At 35.3% G+C, this 20,113-nt stretch carries 24 protein-coding genes and 1 pseudogene; 14 read left to right on the top strand and 11 right to left on the bottom strand.

Annotated elements, in window-relative coordinates; translation table 11 throughout:
• The first annotated feature begins 570 nt into the window (after positions 1-570).
• From FTV25_RS14470 to FTV25_RS14460, 3 genes are all read left to right on the top strand, one after another.
• Positions 571-801: an antitoxin gene (locus tag FTV25_RS14470; protein WP_005020941.1), complete on the top strand. Its 231-nt coding sequence runs from the start codon at positions 571-573 to the stop codon at positions 799-801.
• Positions 798-1,193, top strand: coding sequence for a type II toxin-antitoxin system VapC family toxin (locus FTV25_RS14465; RefSeq protein ID WP_005020938.1), 396 nt, complete (start codon positions 798-800; stop codon positions 1,191-1,193). The genes FTV25_RS14470 and FTV25_RS14465 overlap by 4 nt, the downstream gene beginning before the upstream one ends.
• Before the next feature lie 76 nt (positions 1,194-1,269).
• Positions 1,270-2,145 (top strand): hypothetical protein, encoded by an 876-nt coding sequence (locus tag FTV25_RS14460; RefSeq protein ID WP_180004266.1) that lies wholly within the window; start codon positions 1,270-1,272, stop codon positions 2,143-2,145.
• Positions 2,146-2,260: 115 nt separating this feature from the next.
• On the opposite strand, the gene FTV25_RS14455 is transcribed toward FTV25_RS14460, so the two are convergent.
• Positions 2,261-2,920, bottom strand: coding sequence for a plasmid mobilization relaxosome protein MobC (locus FTV25_RS14455; protein WP_180004268.1), 660 nt, complete (start codon positions 2,918-2,920; stop codon positions 2,261-2,263).
• A gap of 971 nt (positions 2,921-3,891) precedes the next feature.
• Here FTV25_RS14455 and repM (FTV25_RS14450) point away from each other — a divergent pair.
• Genes repM (FTV25_RS14450) through FTV25_RS14440 form a run of 3 tightly spaced genes read left to right on the top strand, consistent with a single transcriptional unit; the run spans position 3,892 to position 5,558 of the window.
• Positions 3,892-4,848, top strand: a complete 957-nt coding sequence (gene repM, locus FTV25_RS14450) for a replication initiation protein RepM (RefSeq protein WP_180004270.1) — start codon at positions 3,892-3,894, stop codon at positions 4,846-4,848.
• Positions 4,841-5,395 carry a plasmid replication DNA-binding protein gene (locus FTV25_RS14445; protein WP_180004272.1) on the top strand — a complete coding sequence of 185 codons (555 nt, stop codon included), beginning with the start codon at positions 4,841-4,843 and terminating at the stop codon, positions 5,393-5,395. The genes repM (FTV25_RS14450) and FTV25_RS14445 overlap by 8 nt, the downstream gene beginning before the upstream one ends.
• Positions 5,396-5,414: 19 nt before the next feature.
• Positions 5,415-5,558, top strand: coding sequence for a hypothetical protein (locus FTV25_RS14440; RefSeq protein ID WP_180004274.1), 144 nt, complete (start codon positions 5,415-5,417; stop codon positions 5,556-5,558).
• Between the two features lie 222 nt (positions 5,559-5,780).
• Here the strand turns inward: FTV25_RS14440 and FTV25_RS14435 are convergent, their stop codons facing one another.
• Entirely contained in the window at positions 5,781-6,302 is a 522-nt protein-coding gene (locus FTV25_RS14435) for a hypothetical protein (protein ID WP_096902852.1), read from the bottom strand.
• A 225-nt stretch (positions 6,303-6,527) separates the two neighbouring features.
• Here FTV25_RS14435 and FTV25_RS14430 point away from each other — a divergent pair, with 225 nt between their 5' ends.
• Both FTV25_RS14430 and FTV25_RS14425 read left to right on the top strand, forming a co-directional pair.
• Positions 6,528-6,830, top strand: a complete 303-nt coding sequence (locus FTV25_RS14430) for a hypothetical protein (protein ID WP_136144098.1) — start codon at positions 6,528-6,530, stop codon at positions 6,828-6,830.
• A 162-nt stretch (positions 6,831-6,992) separates the two neighbouring features.
• Positions 6,993-7,436 carry a hypothetical protein gene (locus FTV25_RS14425; RefSeq protein ID WP_180004276.1) on the top strand — a complete coding sequence of 148 codons (444 nt, stop codon included), beginning with the start codon at positions 6,993-6,995 and terminating at the stop codon, positions 7,434-7,436.
• A 472-nt stretch (positions 7,437-7,908) separates the two neighbouring features.
• Here FTV25_RS14425 and FTV25_RS14420 read toward each other — a convergent pair whose 3' ends face one another.
• The 7 genes from FTV25_RS14420 to FTV25_RS14390 form a co-directional block, all read right to left on the bottom strand.
• The gene (locus FTV25_RS14420) at positions 7,909-8,355 is read right to left on the bottom strand and encodes a hypothetical protein (RefSeq protein ID WP_257219002.1); all 447 of its coding nucleotides are present in this window, start codon (positions 8,353-8,355) and stop codon (positions 7,909-7,911) included.
• A 203-nt stretch (positions 8,356-8,558) separates the two neighbouring features.
• Positions 8,559-9,476 carry a hypothetical protein gene (locus FTV25_RS14415; protein WP_180004278.1) on the bottom strand — a complete coding sequence of 306 codons (918 nt, stop codon included), beginning with the start codon at positions 9,474-9,476 and terminating at the stop codon, positions 8,559-8,561.
• 97 nt (positions 9,477-9,573) lie between these two features.
• On the bottom strand, positions 9,574-9,957 hold the full coding sequence (locus tag FTV25_RS14410) for a BrnA antitoxin family protein (RefSeq protein WP_218947847.1): 384 nt from the start codon (positions 9,955-9,957) through the stop codon (positions 9,574-9,576).
• A gap of 154 nt (positions 9,958-10,111) precedes the next feature.
• Entirely contained in the window at positions 10,112-10,429 is a 318-nt protein-coding gene (locus FTV25_RS14405) for an ADP-ribosyl-(dinitrogen reductase) hydrolase (protein ID WP_180004280.1), read from the bottom strand.
• Positions 10,430-11,020: 591 nt separating this feature from the next.
• A complete protein-coding gene (locus FTV25_RS14400; protein WP_180004282.1) occupies positions 11,021-11,479 on the bottom strand; it encodes a hypothetical protein in 459 nt (152 codons plus the stop codon).
• A 67-nt stretch (positions 11,480-11,546) separates the two neighbouring features.
• Positions 11,547-11,846: a hypothetical protein gene (locus FTV25_RS14395; RefSeq protein WP_180004284.1), complete on the bottom strand. Its 300-nt coding sequence runs from the start codon at positions 11,844-11,846 to the stop codon at positions 11,547-11,549.
• Positions 11,847-11,854: 8 nt separating this feature from the next.
• Positions 11,855-12,124, bottom strand: coding sequence for a mobilization protein (locus FTV25_RS14390; RefSeq protein ID WP_180004290.1), 270 nt, complete (start codon positions 12,122-12,124; stop codon positions 11,855-11,857).
• A 209-nt stretch (positions 12,125-12,333) separates the two neighbouring features.
• Here FTV25_RS14390 and mobQ point away from each other — a divergent pair, with 209 nt between their 5' ends.
• From mobQ to FTV25_RS14365, 5 genes are all read left to right on the top strand, one after another.
• Positions 12,334-13,770, top strand: coding sequence for a MobQ family relaxase (gene mobQ, locus FTV25_RS14385; RefSeq protein ID WP_180004286.1), 1,437 nt, complete (start codon positions 12,334-12,336; stop codon positions 13,768-13,770).
• A 537-nt stretch (positions 13,771-14,307) separates the two neighbouring features.
• Positions 14,308-15,237, top strand: coding sequence for a replication initiation protein RepM (repM, locus tag FTV25_RS14380; protein WP_068553070.1), 930 nt, complete (start codon positions 14,308-14,310; stop codon positions 15,235-15,237).
• Positions 15,238-15,303: 66 nt separating this feature from the next.
• Positions 15,304-15,846 carry a plasmid replication DNA-binding protein gene (locus tag FTV25_RS14375; protein WP_004896925.1) on the top strand — a complete coding sequence of 181 codons (543 nt, stop codon included), beginning with the start codon at positions 15,304-15,306 and terminating at the stop codon, positions 15,844-15,846.
• A 670-nt stretch (positions 15,847-16,516) separates the two neighbouring features.
• Entirely contained in the window at positions 16,517-17,992 is a 1,476-nt protein-coding gene (gene msr(E) / locus FTV25_RS14370; protein WP_000052512.1) for an ABC-F type ribosomal protection protein Msr(E), read from the top strand.
• A gap of 55 nt (positions 17,993-18,047) precedes the next feature.
• Positions 18,048-18,932: an Mph(E) family macrolide 2'-phosphotransferase gene (locus FTV25_RS14365; RefSeq protein ID WP_000155092.1), complete on the top strand. Its 885-nt coding sequence runs from the start codon at positions 18,048-18,050 to the stop codon at positions 18,930-18,932.
• 138 nt (positions 18,933-19,070) lie between these two features.
• Here FTV25_RS14365 and FTV25_RS14360 read toward each other — a convergent pair whose 3' ends face one another.
• The gene (locus FTV25_RS14360) at positions 19,071-19,502 is read right to left on the bottom strand and encodes a hypothetical protein (protein ID WP_039090891.1); all 432 of its coding nucleotides are present in this window, start codon (positions 19,500-19,502) and stop codon (positions 19,071-19,073) included.
• A 17-nt stretch (positions 19,503-19,519) separates the two neighbouring features.
• Positions 19,520-19,786 (bottom strand): mobilization protein, encoded by a 267-nt coding sequence (locus tag FTV25_RS14355; RefSeq protein WP_088749624.1) that lies wholly within the window; start codon positions 19,784-19,786, stop codon positions 19,520-19,522.
• A 118-nt stretch (positions 19,787-19,904) separates the two neighbouring features.
• Here FTV25_RS14355 and FTV25_RS14350 point away from each other — a divergent pair.
• Positions 19,905-20,113, top strand: a pseudogene (locus FTV25_RS14350) (hypothetical protein); the annotation flags it as partial.

The raw sequence follows: 20,113 nt of genomic DNA, 5'->3' as shown, positions 1-20,113 counted from the left end.
CGAAGTACAGTTGTATATTAATATAAAAATCAATCACTTGAAAATTTAGCCATGACTAAGAAAAAGCAAAAAATCTGCTTTTGTAATAAGTTGGTGAGTTTTTAAGCGAATCTGTAACATTTTGCCAGTAAATTTGATTAAAAAACGATCAATTTGGCAATCAGTGCCCATTTCATCGGCTTCCAGGATCCAAAACTATCCCCAATTGCTGTGGATAAAATTTAGGCTATTTTGTACGCCCTGGCGTACATAAAACTCGGCCCTTTGCGGCTATCCGGAATACTGGAATTTTCCTATGATGAACTCATCGGGAACAGGAAGTTCCATACAAGAATAATAAGAGATAAGCACAAGGACTGTAAGGTACGACAGGAGTTATACCGAGCGAACCAATACGAAAAACCCCGGCAGGATGCCGGGGTTTTTTATGCTCTGTACTTTTAGATGAGGCCTGGATAGGCATCTAGAATATGGATTAAAGTCATTCACCAATTACAACAAATCACACGCTACAAATTATTTAATGATAAGATATGTATCAATGATACCTATCCTATTAGGAGATAAAAAATGGAAGTTGCTAAAGTCTTTCAAACAGGTCGAAGTCAAGCCGTTAGGTTACCTAAAGCATTTCGTTTTAATGGTACTGAAGTAGCGATTAAAAGTTTTGGACGTGGTGTGTTATTGATGCCTATCGACAATCCTTGGGATGTAATGCTAGAAGCTCTAAACGAGTTTGAAGTTGGATTCAAGTTAGAACGGGCAGATCAGGGCGAACAGGTACGTGAGGATTTCAAATGATTTACCTCTTAGACACAAATATTTGTATCTATGTGATCAATCATAAGCCAGAGCATGTTTTTGAACGCTTTAAACAATACCAGCTTGGTCAGCTTGCGATTTCAAGCATAACAGCATCCGAATTAGCTTTTGGCGTTGAAAAATCTGGCTCTGAGCGTAACAAACAGGCATTGAACAAGTTTTTATCACCCTTAGATATTTTACCTTACGATGAGAAAGCAATCTGGCATTACGCAAAACTACGTCAAGATCTACAATCTACAGGTAAAATAATTGGTAGTTTGGATATGCTAATTGCAGCGCATGCCCTAGCTTTAGATGTTGTATTAGTCACAAATAACATCAAGGAATTTGAGCGTATAGATGGATTAAAGTTAGAAAACTGGGTTTAATTACAATTTCTAGTCCTTTTAAGGACTAGATTTCTCATAATTTGTATAATATTAATTCTATTAAGATTCCATAAAAATGAAAAAAATCTTTGTATTAACTCTACTGGTATCTTCAACATCTATTTTTGCTACTTCCCCCCCGCTTACACCACAAAATTTAGAAAAATATAAGGGTAATCAAGAAAATAAGATGTCACGTTTGAGAGTAAGTCTGGCTGTTTCTAGCAATAATGATCAGGGTGAGATTAATATCTCTAATTTCACTTTATGTTCAACAATTACTTGCTGGAAAGCTGAGGTTAATAAACCTGTACCTATTGTAAATAGTAGTACCACAAGAGGTCAGCTAGTAGCTGACGTTTTAATTCCAATGAATGAGCAACTTAAACAGATCTTTTTTGAACCAACGACAGGAAAGCAGTCGATTGAAGGCAATTTAAAGTTCGAAAAAGTAGTCAAAATTGAGCCTGAATATCAAGGCCACACTTTGTATATTGTTTTAGATAAGGTTAGTAAAGGAAGCGGTGTATTTCGCTACTTTCCAGTCGCTAGTAGTGCGTTGCCTTTTAATCCTGAATTAAAATACTATCTAATTGATCCAAAATTCAATCAAACAATTAATCTAAATAGTAAAAGTATGATTACGTTTCCAGCAAATTTCTTGCCTGAGCCTCAATTATTTTTTATTGCTGAGCATAATGTAGGTAAAAAATTTCCAATGCTCGATATATATCCTTACCTCAAGGGCAGAGGTGATCTTAAAATTAAGTTAGCTGAAGTAAATAAAGGGAGTAACAGTCATCCTCAAAACCAAGTTATTTCCTCAATAAGATATTCTGAAATTACTTCTTCTAATACTCGTGTAATTAATGGATCGGATACTCCCAATACAGCAGTTTTAGAAAAAAATTCATTATGGCTCAGGCTGCTGAATATTCTAAATTTAGAATAAAATTATAATAAAAATTAAAGGCCTACCTTTGACTGGCCTTCAATTTTTAAACACCTCTTTTAATGTGGTGTTTAACATAAAATCTCTTATGCGAAATTTAGTCATGACTAAACTTTTATTCCCATCTTCTCTTATTCTGTTCTAACAGTTTGTAAACATGACGTATATGAGCTCTGATGAGTTCATGAATGCGACCCACAAAATCACGGTCATATGCCTCATAAATACCTTGATTCATAGCTTTCGCCATCTGATTGAGATTACGTCCTAGAGCTGATAATTGCCCATTAGAGTCTCCTAGCAAATGAGCTTCATCTTGCCCAAAAAAATGAGCATCTTTTGTGACGTTTGCGGTAAGTACAGACAGAATATATTGATTCATCTTCATTTTGCTTAGGGCTGCTCTTTCATCAATTTTCTTTAATAAACTTGGTTTAATTCTTAATTCTTTGCGTGTGGTTTTTTCAAAAACATCGATCGTGTCTTCTACTTTCTCCCTTTCAGCAATTTTTTCTCTTAACAGCTCCATGATCAATTCATTCGGATCTTGCTGCTCTGCCTGGGCCAAACTAAAGATTTTTTCAGCTAAATCATTATCCAGATGCAAGGAAAAATCCTGTCCAGAAAATGCAGGATCATTTTCTTTTTTATAAGCAGTTTCTAAAGCTTTCTGAAATGGCTCACCTTTCTTAACGCCTTGCTTCTCACACTTTGCCTCCCACCAATCAAGCACCGCTCGATCAATTCTAAAAGAAATCTTATTGTCTTTAGTCATGATTAATTCCGTAAGCAAAGTGATATTTTGCAGCTCTATATTTTAGAGTCTGGGTGACAAAATGGCAATTTTAACGGCTGTTGCCTATCCTGCCCCCTAGAAATCAATTCTTTGCATTTCCCCTATTTTTCTTTGTCATGACTAATTTTTTAAATGATATTCAGGAGTAAGAACTACATTAAAAACTGGTGCAATCAAGCCAATTGAAGATATCTGATTTAAGTTTCTTAAAGAGAAACGCGTAAGCGTGCATTCTGATCTGCTGATCAAAAATGAAAAAATCTCAAAAGCTAGAACCCAGTTTTTTAAATATGATTGAAGATCGCTTTTAAATGCGTTTTTAAGGCTCATTTAAATGAAAAGCACCCATATACTTATAAAATGGTAAATAGGGGCTAAAAATCGCAAATGAGAGCAAATTAGACTATGTTTTCATGCTTATCTTTTAAGAACCGAACGAGTGTCTACGAGTGACGTCCCAAAATTAAAATTCCAGAAGTCTTTTCCCTGATTACAAAGCTGCATAAGCCTATTCTCAACAAGAACAGAGCAAAGCGATTCGAGATTTATGCTGATGTATCGAGCGAAGCTCGAATAAAAAGTTTTATGAGCGAAGCGAATTCCGAGTGCTTTTGCTTTTTCTAAAAGTCACGAAAATTTGAATCAAAAATTGCCCCGACGAATCGAGCGAAAGCGAGATTCAATAGAGTTTGAGCGAAGCGAAAACCAAGGGCAATTTTTCATTCCCTGTGCTTTTAATTATTTTAAAGTTTTTAAATACTTTTAGAGATGCTGAAAGCCCTTTCTTGCAAGGCTTTCAAGGTTTATAAGACTACAATTTCTTTGTCATAAGACTACAATTTCTTTGTCATAAGACTACAATTTCTTTGTCATAAGACTACAATTTCTTTGCATTTGATTACATCGAGTGCTAATGTAGTCTTAATAACACTTATAACCTATGTAGTCTTATGAAGAATGACTTAGTAGTAAAAGATAATGCCTTAATTAATGCCAGTTATAATCTCGAAGTAACCGAGCAACGGCTTATCCTTTTATCAATAATAAGAGCAAGAGAAACAGGCCAAGGGATCTCATCTGACAGCAAATTAGAGATTCATGCTTCTGATTATGCTTCTCGCTTTGATGTCACCAAAGAAGCAGCGTATAACGCTCTAAAAAATGCAGTTAATAATCTTTTTGAAAGAAAGTTCTCTTTTAAGGAAATTCATAAAGATACAAACAAAGAAATTGTAGTCAAATCGCGCTGGGTTAGCCGAATTGCGTATGTTGATGACCTTGCTACATTAGAAGTTACTTTTGCACCAGATGTTGTTCCTCTTATTACAAGATTGGAAAAACACTTTACGAGCTATCAACTTAAACAGGTTGCCCAACTAACTAGCAAATATGCTATTCGTTTATATGAGTTTCTAATTGCTTGGAGAAACGTAGGAAAAACCCCTGTTATTTCTTTATCTGAGTTCAGAGAAAAATTAGGACTTGAGATTAATGAATATCAAAAAATGGTTAATTTTAAAAGTCGTGTTTTAGAACCAGCCATAAAGCAAATCAATGAGCTGACTGATATAAATGTAAAATATGAACAGTACAAAACAGGAAGATCTATCTCTGGCTTATCATTCACTTTTAAGCATAAAAAAATTGATTCGATACCTTCAGAAAGAGATCCAAACACGGTAGATCTTTTTACCCAAATGACTGATGCACAACGTCACATGTTTGCAAATAAGCTTTCAGAGCTACCGGAAATGGGGCGGTATTCCCAGGGAACTGAAAGCTATCCGCAATTTGCTATTCGTATTGCTGAGATGCTGCAAAACCCTAACCGAATAAAAGAACTATACCCGTACCTAAAAAAAGTGGGATATATGCCATCAAGTAAAAAGGACGTAGTAAATGGCTAAGTTATCACTAAGTGAAGTATCCAATCGCTTTAACGTCAGTCGCTCTACGTTATATAGAGCCATAAAAGAAGGGCGTATATCTCGAAGCGCTGATGGTCTTTTTGATATTGCAGAAGTCATCCGATGCTTTGGAGAGCCAATCAAAAAGTATGAAAAAAAACAGGAAGTTGATCAATCCAAGGATGATGCAGATTTACGTCAGCTTGTTGATTTTATGAAAAAGGAGATTGAGTCATATAAAGATCGCGAGAAACGCTATTTAGACCAAATAGACCGCTTTCAATTGTTATTAGGGCATAAAGAGTCTGAAGAAAAAAAATCTCATGATGCACCAATGACACACTCCAATGATGCACCATGCGACAATAGCAATGAAACAAATGAAGCTATTGATAATAATAAAAATATTGAAATCAATAAATCTCAAGAAACATTAGAAATACGTCCTAATGAAACACTAAGACACGTACCAAATATACATTATGAGACAAAGAAAAAACGTGGTTTATTTGGCCGTGTGCTGAATGCTGTATTTGATAATGATTGAGAAATAAGGGAGAAAGATCATGCCGAAACTGAAAGATATTGCCCTTGGTATTGTGGTTGCTCCTATCCTGATCCCGATCATGCTGATTGCGTCTTACCAGGATAAAAAGGCCCTGAAGAAGGACTTAGACAAACGCCAAAAAGAAAAAGACCAGGCTTCCTGATTATTTACCTGGGCTTATCAAAGCCGTGGAACTTTGCTTAATAATTAAGCGTGGAACATGAAGAATCAACAAAAAAGCCCAACTCAGCTGAGTTGGGCTTTTTGATACACGATAAATTTATGATTTATATAAAATAAAAAAGAACATTTCGTATAAGGTGTATTATGTTAATTTTAGAATATCTTAATATCAGAGAACGTAAATAGAGCTTTGTTCTTTTAATTATTCCCGCTTTCTACTAGGATCAATTGTCATTAAGTAAAAAAGGCCTGTATTCATATCTCTAACAGTGAAATGCCATCCTTTATTCTCTATTAATTCTTCTTTAATATAATTTTCGCCCTTCAGCCAAAGCCATTTATAGCTTTGAACATAATCAGAAAATCCTTCATAAATTTCATAATGTTCTATTTCTGACTGCTGACCAAATAGATTTTCAACAACAATTTTTGAGCCAAATACTTCACATTTATAGATCAGCCTAGAGTACATAAATATCTTAAACATTCCGACCATTGGTGAAATAAAGATAAAAAATACTACAAGCACCAACATAGCTAAATTATCTATAGTTTGTTTGTTTAAGCCCCAAATAATATTTTTATCGAATCCGTAGATGTATAAACCCAAAAGAACACTGCCTATGCTGAGTAAAAAATAGATACAAATCGCAATTATCACTTGATAACGATTTTCTTTAATTTTATAAAAGTTATACTCAAATATATCTTCACTTTTTGCCATTTTCTATTCTGATCCATATGCCCTTTAAGGGTTGTTCAATCTAAGGTTCTTAAATCAATTTAACATAATGGCTGTTATACGAGATGAAAAAAACCTAGGCACTGGCCTAGGTATTAAATTAAAAAAATACATAAAAATTAAGGCTATAGTCTCAATTTTTCAAATTCGTATAACGTGTATTATGTTAATTTTAGAAATAATTAAAAGTTTAGGAATACTAGTAGAATGCAGCTTATAGAAATAGAACCTTATTTTTGGGAACTATATGAGGATAGCGAAAATATATATCTCAATGTTCTTATAAATATGAGTGCAATTTCTTGGGAGAAAACTATCTGCTTAGATGAACAAACGATTCAGCAGTATCAGACTCAAGGAAAAGGTTTTATTGATGGCTTAGCTAAAAGGATTGAAAGTAGCCAATTTAGAAAAGATTATGAAAGATTTTACTCATATACAGATGCCTCCAAAGAACAGAAAAAAGAAATGCTTCAAGCATTTAATGAATATAAGGCTAAGCAAAATTAAATCCATTTAACATAATGGCTGTTATACGAGATGAAAAAACCTAGGCACTGGCCTAGGTGTTAAATTAAAAAAATACATAAAAATTAAGGCTATAGTCTCAATTTTTCAACTTCGTATAACGTGTATTATGTTAAATTTAGGGAAACTTAATTAAAGGTCTAAATGAAAAAAGAATATTCGTGGCAGACTAGGCAAGAGTTATCTAATTACTATCAAGATTTAACATCAGACCTCATTAATTTAAATCATTTTTTATTTTTAACAGGAATAGAAGCATTAGAATGTAGTCGAGATTTATTAACAACTTCTAATTCTTATCCAATAAGTTTTTTAGATTCTTTTAAGTTAAAGGAATCATATAACAACTTGAACCAAAAAGATGAGGATCTGACTCAATGGATCTTTAAAAGAGGAATTGCTTTTAGTAATGTTGTATTTATTACATCAGATACAGAATTAACTATAAAAACAACATGGAAGGAAGTCGTAAAACAAGTACGTAGTATTGAAGATATTTATAGCAATTATTTTACTGTAATTGATACAACAAAACAGTGGGCTTTACACTACCATCACCATAATCTGTACACTTTTTATAGCTACTAAAACTATCCATTTAACATAATGGCGATTATACGAAGTACAGTTGTATATTAATATAAAAATCAATCACTTGAAAATTTAGCCATGACTAAGAAAAAGCAAAAAATCTGCTTTTGTAATAAGTTGGTGAGTTTTTAAGCGAATCTGTAACATTTTGCCATTAAATTTGTTTAAAAAACGATCAATTTGAGTGAAAGTGTCCATTTCATGCGGATCCAGGTTGCGAAACTATCCCCAATTGCTGTGGATAAAATTTAGGCTATTTTGTACGCTCTGGCGTACATAAATCTCGGCCCTTTGCGGCTACCTGGGACAGTGGAATTTTCCTATGATGAACTCATCGGGAACAGGAAGTTCCATACAAGAATAACAAGAGATAAGCACAAGGACTGTAAGGTACGACAGGAGTTATACCGAGCGAACCAATACGAAAAACCCCGGCAGGATGCCGGGGTTTTTTATGTGTATAAGCTATTTAAATAATAGCTTGTTCTTTTAAATGAGATACCGCAGCAAGAATATATGATGAGTTAAAGGTTACATCGGTATAGGTTGATGGAGATCGACTTCCAGTTTCCTTAAAAATCTTATAAAAATTATCAACTTCATCATTGCTTAGAGGGCGAATATTATCTTTGTTGTTGTGAACAAATAATTTTCCGTCCTCACTAAACATAATAAATTTAGATTTTCTAGATTCAGTTTCTAAATTAACTGGTGTAGAAAAAAACTTAACGAGAGTTTCATATAGATTAATATTCATATCACTTAATCCTTTGTTTTCATGTATATATTTTTTCGCTAAGCTCTCAATACTCATAGAAATAGCTTCTCTGGCTAAAAATGATTTCGTTCTTTGACTCTTTTCAGCCAGTTGATCTAACTGTTTTTCTAATTCTACAGGTAATCGAAGCATCAACATTATAAACAACCCAATCTAAATGTATATCAATTAGAGTATATCACTAAGATTGTAGTTTCAACTTTTTATCTTGAAATAATTAAGCAATAAAAAAGGCTCCGATATCGAGCCTTTCATATAAGAGTTTTTCTATTACAGAGATGAATGAAAGGTTCATGAATAGGGAATTTCGCATAAGGTGTATTATGTTAAGTTTAGAAAAATTAAACTTGTAAAATATTAACGTAACTGTCTGATATTTCTTGCAGATCTAACTTAGTACTAACATTTAGAACTTCATCGTAATTCAGAAGATTTTGTATTGGAAAAATACCCTTAAGTATTGATCTAAGAAGGAAATAATAAGAATAGAGCTGTTCATGAATCTCAAAGTTGATATCAGCGCCTCTAATAAAATCATAACCAATATCGACATTTCTATCATCTCGATAAATGGCATTGGCTAAATCTTGGAAATCGTTACCTAAGTCAAAGTATACCAATGGTACTTCATATTTAGATCTCGCTATATCTTTTCGATATACATAGTTAAAACCATCTCGGCTAACTTTGATCTGCAAGCCTGCGGGATTACCTGAATTTTTACTTTGATTATTGATCATCATCATTTGTTCATTTATACGTTCTTTATTTACCCATAAAATATCTCTTTGAGTATCATTTGGATTATGTTTAGTGACATATACACTATTAAATGTCGAATGTAATCCTGTCCCAACTGCAATAAAATTATCTAGCTGAGACACTTGTCTTTGTCCTCTTCTAGCATATCTTGCCCAATTTCTATTTTCATAGACACTTCTATGACAGGCTTTAACAATCAATGCCTCTGCTATCTTTCCTAAAAGTTGCATACAGTCTCTTTCAACATCATATTCGCTGTTATACGTTAAAAAAGTTGGAAAATATCTATGCTCTGTATTGTCATATCTTACTAACCCTAGGTCATCCTTAAGGATGTCAAATAAAGTATGACCATGAACAAGATTAACAAGCGATGTATTTCTTTCACCACGTTGCCATTCACTAAGCAACTGGATATTAGAACTATCTACATTTCCTGTCGTAGGGTCTAATGACGCTACAACTAATTGTCTTTGTGCAAATAAATCTGTAGCCATTATTTCCCTTTACCTTTAGAAATTTGAAGTTACTCATAGCAATGAAAAGGGATCAAAAATTTGATCCCTTTTCATTGCTATTTTAAGAAAAAAAAATTTAAGCTCTTTTTTTCACATGCTTTAATTCATCTTTCATTTCTTGCAACTCTCTCTCTAACTTTCTCTTTTCAGAAATTAAATCATTTATACGTTTACGGTTCTCGGCTTCCACAAACCTAGTCAAAACTTCTCTAGTTAAAGATTGATAACCCATCCCTTCTACTTTACCTATTGCTTTTAGATCATCTATTAGTTCTATAGGTAGTCGTATAGAAACAAGTTGCATCTTTCTATCTTGAGATTTATTTAAAAGTTTTTTTAGTTTTAATGGCATGCCGACAGATTGAACATGAGCCTCATCAGCACCTAGTTCTTCAGACTCCCATTTTTCTATATCGTCAAATATAGTCTTTGGGTCTAGTACTGCTTTATCTGTTTTCATTGACATTCCTATCTGATTGAATGAATGTGTATTCTCAAAAAATGTCGCTAAACATTTTCATTTGAAAATAAAAATATAAGTTTTAATTGGATTCAATTTAGATTAAGAATTCCTCAGAACTCTTAATCTAGTAGGGACTGCTTAAACTTCTAATTTAATTCGAATATTTTCTATATATTCGAATTATATTAGGTTTCGCCTCGTATGCCGTCTTGACATAAACAGTATGATCACCGTCAAATACATAGCAAACCTTTAGGATTCGCCCTTTATTTGTTTCACTAACAAACCAATATGTCGGTGGGTTAGTTTTATGTTCATCTCGGTCATCGATCAGAGAACCTCCATCATTATTGAAAAATGCTTCAATAACTTCTTGTTCTGAAACATCATGACTCTCATCACTCAATTTCGAACTAATCTTCTCTGAGAAAACAAATTCTAATTCCGAATCTTCATTGTCTGAATCCAAAATACAACTCCTGTACACATTCTAGGTTTTTCTAAAGCCAATGTATATACAATTTTTTTATATTTATATATACGCCTAGCATCATAATGTAGCCTATTTTACATATTTCAAGTAAAAAAACAAAAAAAATGTATATACAAATTGTATATACATTTAAGATAAGATCTCTTATTCGAAATTCATAAAAACTTAAATTCTCTGATAATTGATAACTCAATTAACATAATGGCTGTTGTGCGAAATATTAGTCATGACTAAGGAATTCGACTCTTCTAGTTTAGGTAAAAATTGGAGCAATTTTTAGTCGGTCTTGTACGTATATGCTCACATCAATTCCGGCCCTTTGCGGCTATACGACCTGCGTGCAATTTTCTATTATGGATACATAGAGAACAGGAAGTTCCAGAAAATAATAACAAGAGATAGTCACAAGGAAAGTAAGGTACGACAGGAGTTATACCAAGCGAACCAATACGAAAAACCCCGGCAGGATTCCGGGGTTTTTTCATATATAATCTATTAACTTGAAATCTCTTACATAAAAAAGAGAGCCTTCTTTAGAAAACTCTCTTTTCGAAAAAAATCTATACCTTAGCAATAAGTTTCAGTACACAATTCATTGGATTGTGCTTCAAGATCCAATATCATCCAGTGAGCAGCGATACTAACAAAATATGCTGTAAACCCTGATATCGCAAAGAATTTAGCGTAATTCATATCGCCAAAAATTAAATTAGCTGCTAGTAGCACAATGCAAAAACCGACGAATGAATACAAAGATTTTAAGAGAAATTTTGATGAACCTACACATAGGTCAATTACAAGTGGGTTTAATTTTAAATCGCATGCTACGTTCAATAGAAGAACCAGCATAGGTACAAAAAATACTATTTCCCAATAACCTATGCTCACAATCCAATTGAATACCACGTATAGGCTTTTACTATTACCATTCAATAGAGTAATAGATAGAGCCACTGCTGTAGTAAGTGCTGTCCAACCTACCCATCTATGTGCTGACGATTTAAGAATTTCTAAAGCCTTACTCACTTATTTATTTCTCATATAAATTCTAATGATTAATAATTGAACGAAATTAAAGCTATATCAACACTTTTTATTCGTACTTCAAAAAATTGAGAATACTTTCTTTACTTTTACTTTTGATCCAGTCGAAGTGAGATATATTTTCATCTCTAAAAAGTTCTTTCATTTGTAGAGAATAAATAGATATTTTGGGATCTGCACCTACTTCAAGTTGAATACTTTGACAAATACCGATTCCCTCTCTACCTTCATAACTATAAGCAATACACTGTTCAAATAGTTGGTATACATCAGATTTAAGAACAGAATCTTTTCCATTTTTAAAGAAATATTGATCAATTTCTTTATCTTCATTTTTTCGGAAAAACATAAAAAATCCTAATTTAAATTAAATAACTTACGATCTCTTTCATCTGTTAAATATCGATCCATCTGGGCAATAAGTTTTGCTCTAGCTTGCTCATCTTCTTCAGTAATTTTTAGCATACACGATCCGATTAAAATCTTACGCCTTGTATCATCCTTTCGTGCCTGTTCTTTCTCTTTGGCACGTTCTCTTGCAAGTACTGCCTGTCTTTGAGCTTTGAGCTGTTTCAGCTTTTCTTCCTGGGCTTTAATTTTGCTGTCTAGTGTTTCAGTAACGCTCATTAATCTAATACCATCATCCTGGGAAACCATCCCTAACATAAGCACACTTGAATATGCATTCAAGGTGCTATATGTATAGTAATGTTTTCCTCGAAGAGCGCACTTATGCAAACTTCGTTTACAAGTCCGATTGGGGTCTCCCCAATACCCCGACAACCGTATCCACGGTTGTATTTCACTACGTGAAAATTTAAAAGCGAAAAATAGGCATGGCGATTTACCACTTTTCAGTCAAAACCGTAGCACGATCAGCAGGGCGTTCCGCTACTGCTGCGATTGCCTATCGGGCAGGTGAAAAGATCTATTGTGAACGTGAGGGCCGAGAACATAATTACAGCCGAAAAACAGGTGTGGAATATAAAGAAATTTATTTACCCGAAGGCGCACCAGAACATTTAAAAAACCGGGAAAGACTCTGGAACGAAGTTGAACAACGGGAAACCCGAAAAAACTCGACAGTTGCCCGAGAATTTGAAATCGCTTTTCCAAGTGAATTAAATCAGGAACAACGCCTGGCCATGCTCGAAGAGCTATGCGCCAGTATCGTGGACAGACATCAGGTGGCCGTCGATGCCTGTATTCATGCACCGCATACTGGATCTGGTAGTGATGAACGCAATTATCACGCGCATATCCTGATGAGCACACGCAAACTTACTCCGGAAGGCTTCACCGAGAAAACCCGGGAACTGGATCAGAAACACAGTGGAGAAATCGAACACTGGCGCGAACACTTTGCCAATATCTGCAATATGCACCTGGATCTGGCTGGATACACTGCCCGAGTCGACCACCGCAGCTACAAAGACCAGGAGAATGGTTTAGAAGCCACGCTGCACGAAGGGCCGAAAGTCACCGAACTGCGCCGAAAAGGGATTGAGACCGAAATCAGCCGAAGCAATGACGAAATCAAACAGAGAAATCAGGCTCAGCTGCAATACAGCAAAAATATGGATCTGCTGATTGCTGAAAATGAGATCAAACTCAGCACACTGAAAACAGAACAGCAGATCCAAATCAAAAATAGCGCTAAAACGCCACCAATTGACGAAAAAGCCCTGTTTGAGGAAAAACAGAGGGAAACCCTTGGCAAAGTGCTAAAACGCGAAATCAGCGCAAAAGACGCGAATCTAGACCTGGATTTCATGCAGCGTAATCTCAAACAAGCCGAAATAACCCTGACCAAGCACCACAAACATCAAAATGAGTTCAATCAGCAGCTTGCCCAGGAGATCGTGAAAAGCGGACTCAAGCAAAGTCATGACAAATTGCAAAGCCTGGTCGATCAACACAACGAATTAACTCAGAACAAACCCTTACTGTTTGGAAAAAAAGCCTGGGAAGCCCAACGTGATGCGATTTACCAGGAGCACAAAAAGCTGAAAGGTCAGCATGAACACCAGAAAAAACATGGTGTGAAGGATTTATTGGAAAATGACAAATTCAAAGAACATGCCTGGAAGCAGTACCAACAACAACATCCAGCCAAAGCCAAGCAATACCAGACTCTATACCCATCCTATCAAGTCATTAAAAAATGTGTGGATGAGATCAAAGCAGAACAACAGATGAAACTCAGACAGGAACAACAGCTCAAAGCACAGCAACATGCGCCTAAAATGAAATCTCGTGGCATGAGTCGCTAAACAGAGCGAGTGTCTACGAGCGAACTGAGAAAATTTGCCCATCCCTTTCCCTGATTACAAGCTCCCTATCCATCAATCACCTGCTTTACAGAGCATCCCGAATGGGTGCGAACTTTCCAAATTTGATTCCTAAACCGAGCGTAGCGAGAAAAAAAGCTCATGAGCGAAGCGAATTCCGAGCTGCTTTTGATCTTGCTTTTGCTTTTTCTCAAATTCACGAAAATATGAACCAAAAATTGCCCCGATGAATCGAGCGAAAGCGAGATTCAATAGAGTTTGAGCGAAGCGAAAACCAAGGGCAATTTTTTACTCCCTGGGCTTTTAATTATTTTTAAGCTTTTAAATGCTTTTAATTAAGCTGTAATCCTTTATTCATAATGGTTCTAGAGATATTAAAACGAGGTTTACCTTGCATTAAAACGAGGTTTACCTTGCATTAAAACGAGGTTTACCTTGCATTAAAACGAGGTTTACCTTGCATTAAGCGAGATAATTATATAACCTCGTCTTATTGAATTAAAAATATAATCTTTTCATATGAAAACAGAACTAGTTGTTAAAGATAACGCCTTAATCAATGCCAGTTATAACCTCGATCTAGTTGAACAGAGGTTAATTCTCCTAGCTATTGTTGAAGCAAGGGAATCGGGTAAAGGGATAAATGCTAATGATCCACTAACAGTTCATGCTGAAAGTTATATTAATCAGTTTGGTGTACATCGAAATACGGCTTATCAGGCGTTAAAAGATGCTTGCGATGACTTGTTTGCAAGACAATTCAGTTATCAGAGTCTTAGTGAAAAAGGTAACACTATTAATCACAAATCAAGATGGGTGAGCGAGGTGGCTTATATTGATAATGAAGCTGTCGTTAGACTTATTTTTGCCCCTGCTATTGTGCCTTTAATTACTAGGTTAGAAGAACAATTTACAAAGTATGAAATACAACAAATAAGTAATTTAACAAGTGCTTATGCTGTTCGTTTATATGAAATATTGATTGCATGGCGTAGTACTGGAAAAACGCCTCTCATAACTATGTATGATTTTAGACAAAAAATAGGTGTACTCGAGACTGAATACAAACGAATGTATGATTTTAAAAAATATGTTTTAGACATTGCATTAAAACAAGTAAATGAACATACCGATATTATTGTCAAAGTTGAACAGCATAAAACAGGTAGATCTATTACTGGTTTTTCATTTAGCTTTAAACAGAAAAAATCAGCCACGCATTCAGTCGAATCTAAAAGAGATCCGAATACATTAGACCTCTTTTCAAAAATAACAGATAAACAACGCCATCTATTCGCCAACAAGCTCTCAGAGCTTCCTGAGATGAGTAAATATTCACAAGGCACAGAAAGCTATCAGCAGTTTGCTGTACGTATAGCTGCCATGCTGCAAGATGCAGAGAAATTTAAGGAATTACTTCCTTTACTCAGAAAATTAGGATTTCAATGACATTGTTAATTGAAATTGTTAAGTTAACAGTCAGGTATTAACACAAGTTGAAAACTGGTTTACATAATGAAAAAACTGTCAGTTTCAGAGTTAGCTAAGCTTTATGGATATTCAAGACAAGCCATATATGCACATATAAACAAAGGAAATTTATCTAAAGGATCTGATGGATTAATTGACTTTTCAGAGGCCCTAAGAGTTTTTGGGGAACCACAAAAAAAAGAGGATACAGTCAATCAAAGTCAATCAATTAACAGTCAAAACTTGACAGAAGTTGACTTACTAAAACGTCAAGTTGACATACTGGAAAAACAATTAAATCAGGCAATACAGAGAGAAAATCAATCTTTAGAACGTGAATCGTTTTATCAAGAACAGATTGAAGCTATGCAGCGCTTACTAGAAGCACCAAAAGCCAATATGACTACCTTTACCGATCAGAGCTTTAAACAGGATATAGCAACGGATCCTCGGTCGGAACTAGCAACGAACTATGACGAATTGACTACTCCTCAGCAAGACAATAAGCGTATTCCTATCCCGGAGCATGTTGAACCAGAACAGAAGAAGAGAGGCTTCCTAAGCCGCTTTTTCCTTCCATATGGTTAGCCAAGACTCCAGTTTTTTGAAGAGCCAATTTCAGTGCAAGCACTTGAAATAATGACTCCTCAAAAAACCGGATGATGTTTATTAAAACTGAATAAAACCGTGGAACATCGCTCAATTAGTGATCGTGGAACATGAATAATCAATAAAAAGCCGTTCTGGTGCCCTATACTCCAGAACGGCTTACGTTAATATAATGATATTTAAAGAGAAATATCAAGCATTTCGTATAAGGTGTATTATGTTAATTTTAGAAAATCTTCACTACTATTATTTTAAAATAAGCCTTATATCCAAGCATAAAACAAGGTTGTCTAGACTTCTTTTAACAGTAAAGTTATCATAAAACTGAATTTTATTTTTTAGGTAAGTTTATGCATTCTATCCGCATTCGTTAAGACACAACTATTTGCATAGTGACACTATTTTATAATGGTGGGCTTTTGTTGTGTCTTTAAGAATATATGCGGATATATAAAGTAAAAGTATGCTTAATTTATAAGTATGCTTTTAGTGCATAGTTTCCAGTTATAACTTAATTGACTAGCTATTTGTCCACCCTGTGGATGAATAGCTTTTTTTTTGGGAGGACACTGTGATGCTAGCTTTTGTTTTCACCTAAATCCTGTTTGCTGCATAAAAAATTTCAAGAGCTAAACAGGAGTAAATAAAAATGAGTTTAATTATTAAAGCGAGAAACATACGCTTGGATTATGCTGGGCGTGATGTTTTGGATATTGATGAATTGGAAATTCACTCTTATGACCGTATTGGTCTTGTGGGTGATAACGGAGCAGGAAAGAGTAGTTTACTCAAAGTACTTAATGGCGAAATTGTTTTAGCCGAAGCGACATTACAGCGTTTTGGTGATTTTGCACATATCAGCCAACTGGGCGGAATCGAAATAGAAACGGTCGAAGACCGGGCAATGTTATCTCGCCTTGGTGTTTCCAATGTACAAAACGACACAATGAGTGGCGGAGAGGAAACTCGTGCAAAAATTGCTGCCGCATTTTCCCAACAAGTACATGGCATTCTAGCGGATGAACCAACCAGCCACCTTGATCTCAATGGAATAGATCTACTTATTGGTCAACTTAAAGCATTTGATGGAGCATTACTTGTTATCAGTCATGACCGATATTTTCTTGATATGGTTGTAGACAAGATATGGGAGTTAAAAGACGGTAAAATTACGGAATATTGGGGTGGTTACTCGGATTACTTGCGTCAAAAAGAAGAAGAGCGACAACACCAAGCCGTAGAATATGAGCTGATGATGAAGGAACGGGAGCGATTAGAATCTGCTGTGCAAGAAAAACGCCAGCAAGCTAATCGATTAGACAATAAGAAAAAAGGAGAAAAATCCAAAAACTCTACCGAAAGTGCTGGACGACTTGGGCATGCAAAAATGACTGGCACCAAGCAAAGAAAACTGTATCAGGCAGCTAAGAGTATGGAAAAGCGTTTGGCTGCATTAGAAGATATTCAAGCACCAGAGCATTTGCGTTCTATTCGTTTTCGTCAAAGTTCAGCCCTAGAACTGCACAATAAGTTCCCGATTACGGCAGATGGTCTGAGCTTAAAATTTGGTAGCCGTACTATCTTTGATGACGCTAACTTTATAATACCGCTTGGCGCTAAAGTCGCTATAACTGGATCGAATGGAACAGGGAAAACGTCCTTGTTAAAAATGATATCAGAACGTGCTGATGGATTAACCATATCTCCAAAAGCTGAAATTGGCTACTTTACACAAACAGGATATAAATTTAACACGCATAAATCTGTGCTCTCCTTTATGCAGGAAGAGTGCGAGTACACAGTTGCGGAAATTCGTGCAGTATTGGCTTCAATGGGGATCGGAGCGAATGATATTCAAAAAAACTTATCCGACTTATCGGGAGGTGAAATCATCAAACTGCTTTTATCCAAAATGCTTTTAGGAAAATATAATATTTTGCTTATGGATGAACCAGGAAACTATCTTGACCTAAAAAGTATTGCCGCATTAGAAACAATGATGAAGTCCTATGCAGGAACTATTATCTTCGTATCTCATGACAAGCAATTGGTCGATAATATTGCTGACATTATCTACGAGATCAAAGACCACAAAATCATCAAGACTTTTGAGAGAGATTGTTAATGATAGCCAATCTAATCCGAACATTAATTATTGAACTCTTTAAAGGAAATTAAAAATGACAATTCAAGATATTCAATCACTTGCTGAAGCACACGGCTTGTTGCTTACGGACAAAATGAATTTCAATGAAATGGGCATTGATTTTAAGGTCGTTTTTGCTCTTGATACAAAGGGGCAACAATGGTTGCTGCGTATTCCTCGTCGTGATGGCATGAGGGAACAAATCAAGAAAGAAAAACGCATTTTAGAATTGGTAAAAAAACATCTTTCTGTAGAGGTTCCTGATTGGAGAATTTCATCTACAGAATTAGTGGCTTATCCCATACTTAAAGATAATCCTGTTTTAAATTTGGATGCTGAAACCTATGAAATAATTTGGAATATGGACAAAGATAGCCCGAAATACATAACATCTTTGGCAAAAACCTTATTTGAAATCCATAGTATTCCTGAAAAAGAAGTTCGGGAAAATGATTTGAAAATTATGAAACCTTCAGATTTAAGACCTGAAATAGCAAACAATTTGCAGTTAGTAAAATCTGAAATTGGTATAAGTGAGCAATTGGAAACCCGCTACAGAAAATGGTTGGATAATGATGTTCTATGGGCAGATTTCACCCAATTTATACATGGCGATTTATATGCTGGGCATGTACTAGCTTCAAAGGATGGAGCTGTTTCAGGCGTTATTGATTGGTCAACAGCCCATATAGATGACCCAGCGATTGATTTTGCTGGGCATGTAACTTTGTTTGGAGAAGAAAGCCTCAAAACTCTAATCATCGAGTATGAAAAACTAGGGGGTAAAGTTTGGAATAAACTATATGAACAGACTTTAGAAAGAGCAGCGGCCTCTCCTTTGATGTATGGTTTATTTGCCTTAGAAACTCAAAATGAAAGCCTTATCGTTGGAGCAAAAGCTCAGTTGGGAGTTATATAATTTAAAAATATGATTGCTGAGAACTGCCTTGTTTTGAAACTTGGTTGGCTTTAATTAGTTTTTAGTATTCTTTATAGAAAATGCCTCGATCAAGGGGCATTTCTAACAATCATTTAACATAAAATTTCTTATGCGAAATTACATACCAACTTTAACCACATTGTGGACAGGTTGGATTTTAGAGATAAGAAAAACTTCTAGGGCATTTGCTAAATAAGCCGTATCACGCTCAAAGCCTATTGTAATGATGGATCCAGCATCTTTCAGTCTTGGATCTATCGCAATATATTCAGTTTTATCTTCATTCCATCGGCAATATTTCATTACCCTGGCGCTTAAGCCATTACCACGATAACGGCCAGCACCTCTAGAAGTCCCAACACCGATATAAGTCACTAAATCCCCTTTGACAAACGCATATACACCTTGTTTATCGTAATTAGGAATTTTTCCAAAATTAAAATGTACTGGTGACCATTCAGGAGGCTTTCCTAATAGGTCTACATTCCAGTGATGTTCGAAGAATAATTCTGTATTACGTATTAACTTATTAAGTGTTGGATCTTCCACTACTTATCCCTCAAAATTTATAAATTAAAAAGCTTTCGGTCACGCTCATCTGTTAAATACTTATCCATCTGAGCAATTAATTTAGCTCTGGCTTGTTCATCATCTTCAGTGATCTTTAGCATACAGGATCCAATTAAAATTTTGCGTCTGGTATCATCCTTTCGAGCTTGTTCTTTCTCTTTAGCACGTTCTCTTGCCAGTGCTGCCTGTCTTTGAGCCTTTAACTGCTTTAGCTTTTCTTCCTGTGCTTTGATTTTGCTGTCTAGTGTTTCAGTAACGCTCATTAATCCAATACCATCATCCTGGGAAACCATCCCTAACATAAGCGCACTTGAATATGCATTCAAGGTGCTATATGTATAGTAATGTTTTCCTCGAAGAGCGCACTTATGCAAACTTCGTTTGCAAGTACGATTGGGGTCTCCCCAATACCCCGACAACCGTATCCACGGTTGTACTTCACTACGTGAAAATTTAAAAGCGAAAATAGGCATGGCGATTTACCACTTTTCAGTCAAAACCGTAGCACGATCAGCAGGGCGTTCCGCTACTGCTGCGATTGCCTATCGGGCAGGTGAAAAGATCTATTGTGAACGTGAGGGCCGAGAACA

Origin of the sequence: Acinetobacter sp. YH12249 (assembly GCF_013417475.1) — a bacterium.
Lineage (GTDB): Bacteria > Pseudomonadota > Gammaproteobacteria > Pseudomonadales > Moraxellaceae > Acinetobacter.
Note: the sequence above shows the minus strand (reverse complement) of the source record. Positions and strands in the feature narration are given on the sequence as shown.

Bases quoted from the DNA above. Each gene is read 5' to 3' on its own strand.
- FTV25_RS14410 (WP_218947847.1), bottom strand. From the start codon at position 9,957: ATGAAAACAGATAAAGCAGTACTAGACCCAAAGACTATATTTGACGAT.
- FTV25_RS14440 (WP_180004274.1), top strand. From the start codon at position 5,415: ATGCCGAAACTGAAAGATATTGCCCTTGGTATTGTGGTTGCTCCTATC.
- FTV25_RS14420 (WP_257219002.1), bottom strand. From the start codon at position 8,355: ATGTTGATGCTTCGATTACCTGTAGAATTAGAAAAACAGTTAGATCAA.
- FTV25_RS14375 (WP_004896925.1), top strand. From the start codon at position 15,304: ATGAAAAAACTGTCAGTTTCAGAGTTAGCTAAGCTTTATGGATATTCA.
- FTV25_RS14395 (WP_180004284.1), bottom strand. From the start codon at position 11,846: ATGTTTTTCCGAAAAAATGAAGATAAAGAAATTGATCAATATTTCTTT.
- repM (WP_180004270.1), top strand. From the start codon at position 3,892: ATGAAGAATGACTTAGTAGTAAAAGATAATGCCTTAATTAATGCCAGT.
- FTV25_RS14415 (WP_180004278.1), bottom strand. From the start codon at position 9,476: ATGGCTACAGATTTATTTGCACAAAGACAATTAGTTGTAGCGTCATTA.
- FTV25_RS14390 (WP_180004290.1), bottom strand. From the start codon at position 12,124: ATGAGCGTTACTGAAACACTAGACAGCAAAATTAAAGCCCAGGAAGAA.
- FTV25_RS14355 (WP_088749624.1), bottom strand. From the start codon at position 19,786: ATGAGCGTTACTGAAACACTAGACAGCAAAATCAAAGCACAGGAAGAA.
- FTV25_RS14425 (WP_180004276.1), top strand. From the start codon at position 6,993: ATGAAAAAAGAATATTCGTGGCAGACTAGGCAAGAGTTATCTAATTAC.
- mobQ (WP_180004286.1), top strand. From the start codon at position 12,334: ATGGCGATTTACCACTTTTCAGTCAAAACCGTAGCACGATCAGCAGGG.
- FTV25_RS14435 (WP_096902852.1), bottom strand. From the start codon at position 6,302: ATGGCAAAAAGTGAAGATATATTTGAGTATAACTTTTATAAAATTAAA.
- repM (WP_068553070.1), top strand. From the start codon at position 14,308: ATGAAAACAGAACTAGTTGTTAAAGATAACGCCTTAATCAATGCCAGT.
- FTV25_RS14470 (WP_005020941.1), top strand. From the start codon at position 571: ATGGAAGTTGCTAAAGTCTTTCAAACAGGTCGAAGTCAAGCCGTTAGG.
- FTV25_RS14465 (WP_005020938.1), top strand. From the start codon at position 798: ATGATTTACCTCTTAGACACAAATATTTGTATCTATGTGATCAATCAT.
- FTV25_RS14455 (WP_180004268.1), bottom strand. From the start codon at position 2,920: ATGACTAAAGACAATAAGATTTCTTTTAGAATTGATCGAGCGGTGCTT.
- FTV25_RS14445 (WP_180004272.1), top strand. From the start codon at position 4,841: ATGGCTAAGTTATCACTAAGTGAAGTATCCAATCGCTTTAACGTCAGT.
- FTV25_RS14365 (WP_000155092.1), top strand. From the start codon at position 18,048: ATGACAATTCAAGATATTCAATCACTTGCTGAAGCACACGGCTTGTTG.
- FTV25_RS14430 (WP_136144098.1), top strand. From the start codon at position 6,528: ATGCAGCTTATAGAAATAGAACCTTATTTTTGGGAACTATATGAGGAT.
- FTV25_RS14460 (WP_180004266.1), top strand. From the start codon at position 1,270: ATGAAAAAAATCTTTGTATTAACTCTACTGGTATCTTCAACATCTATT.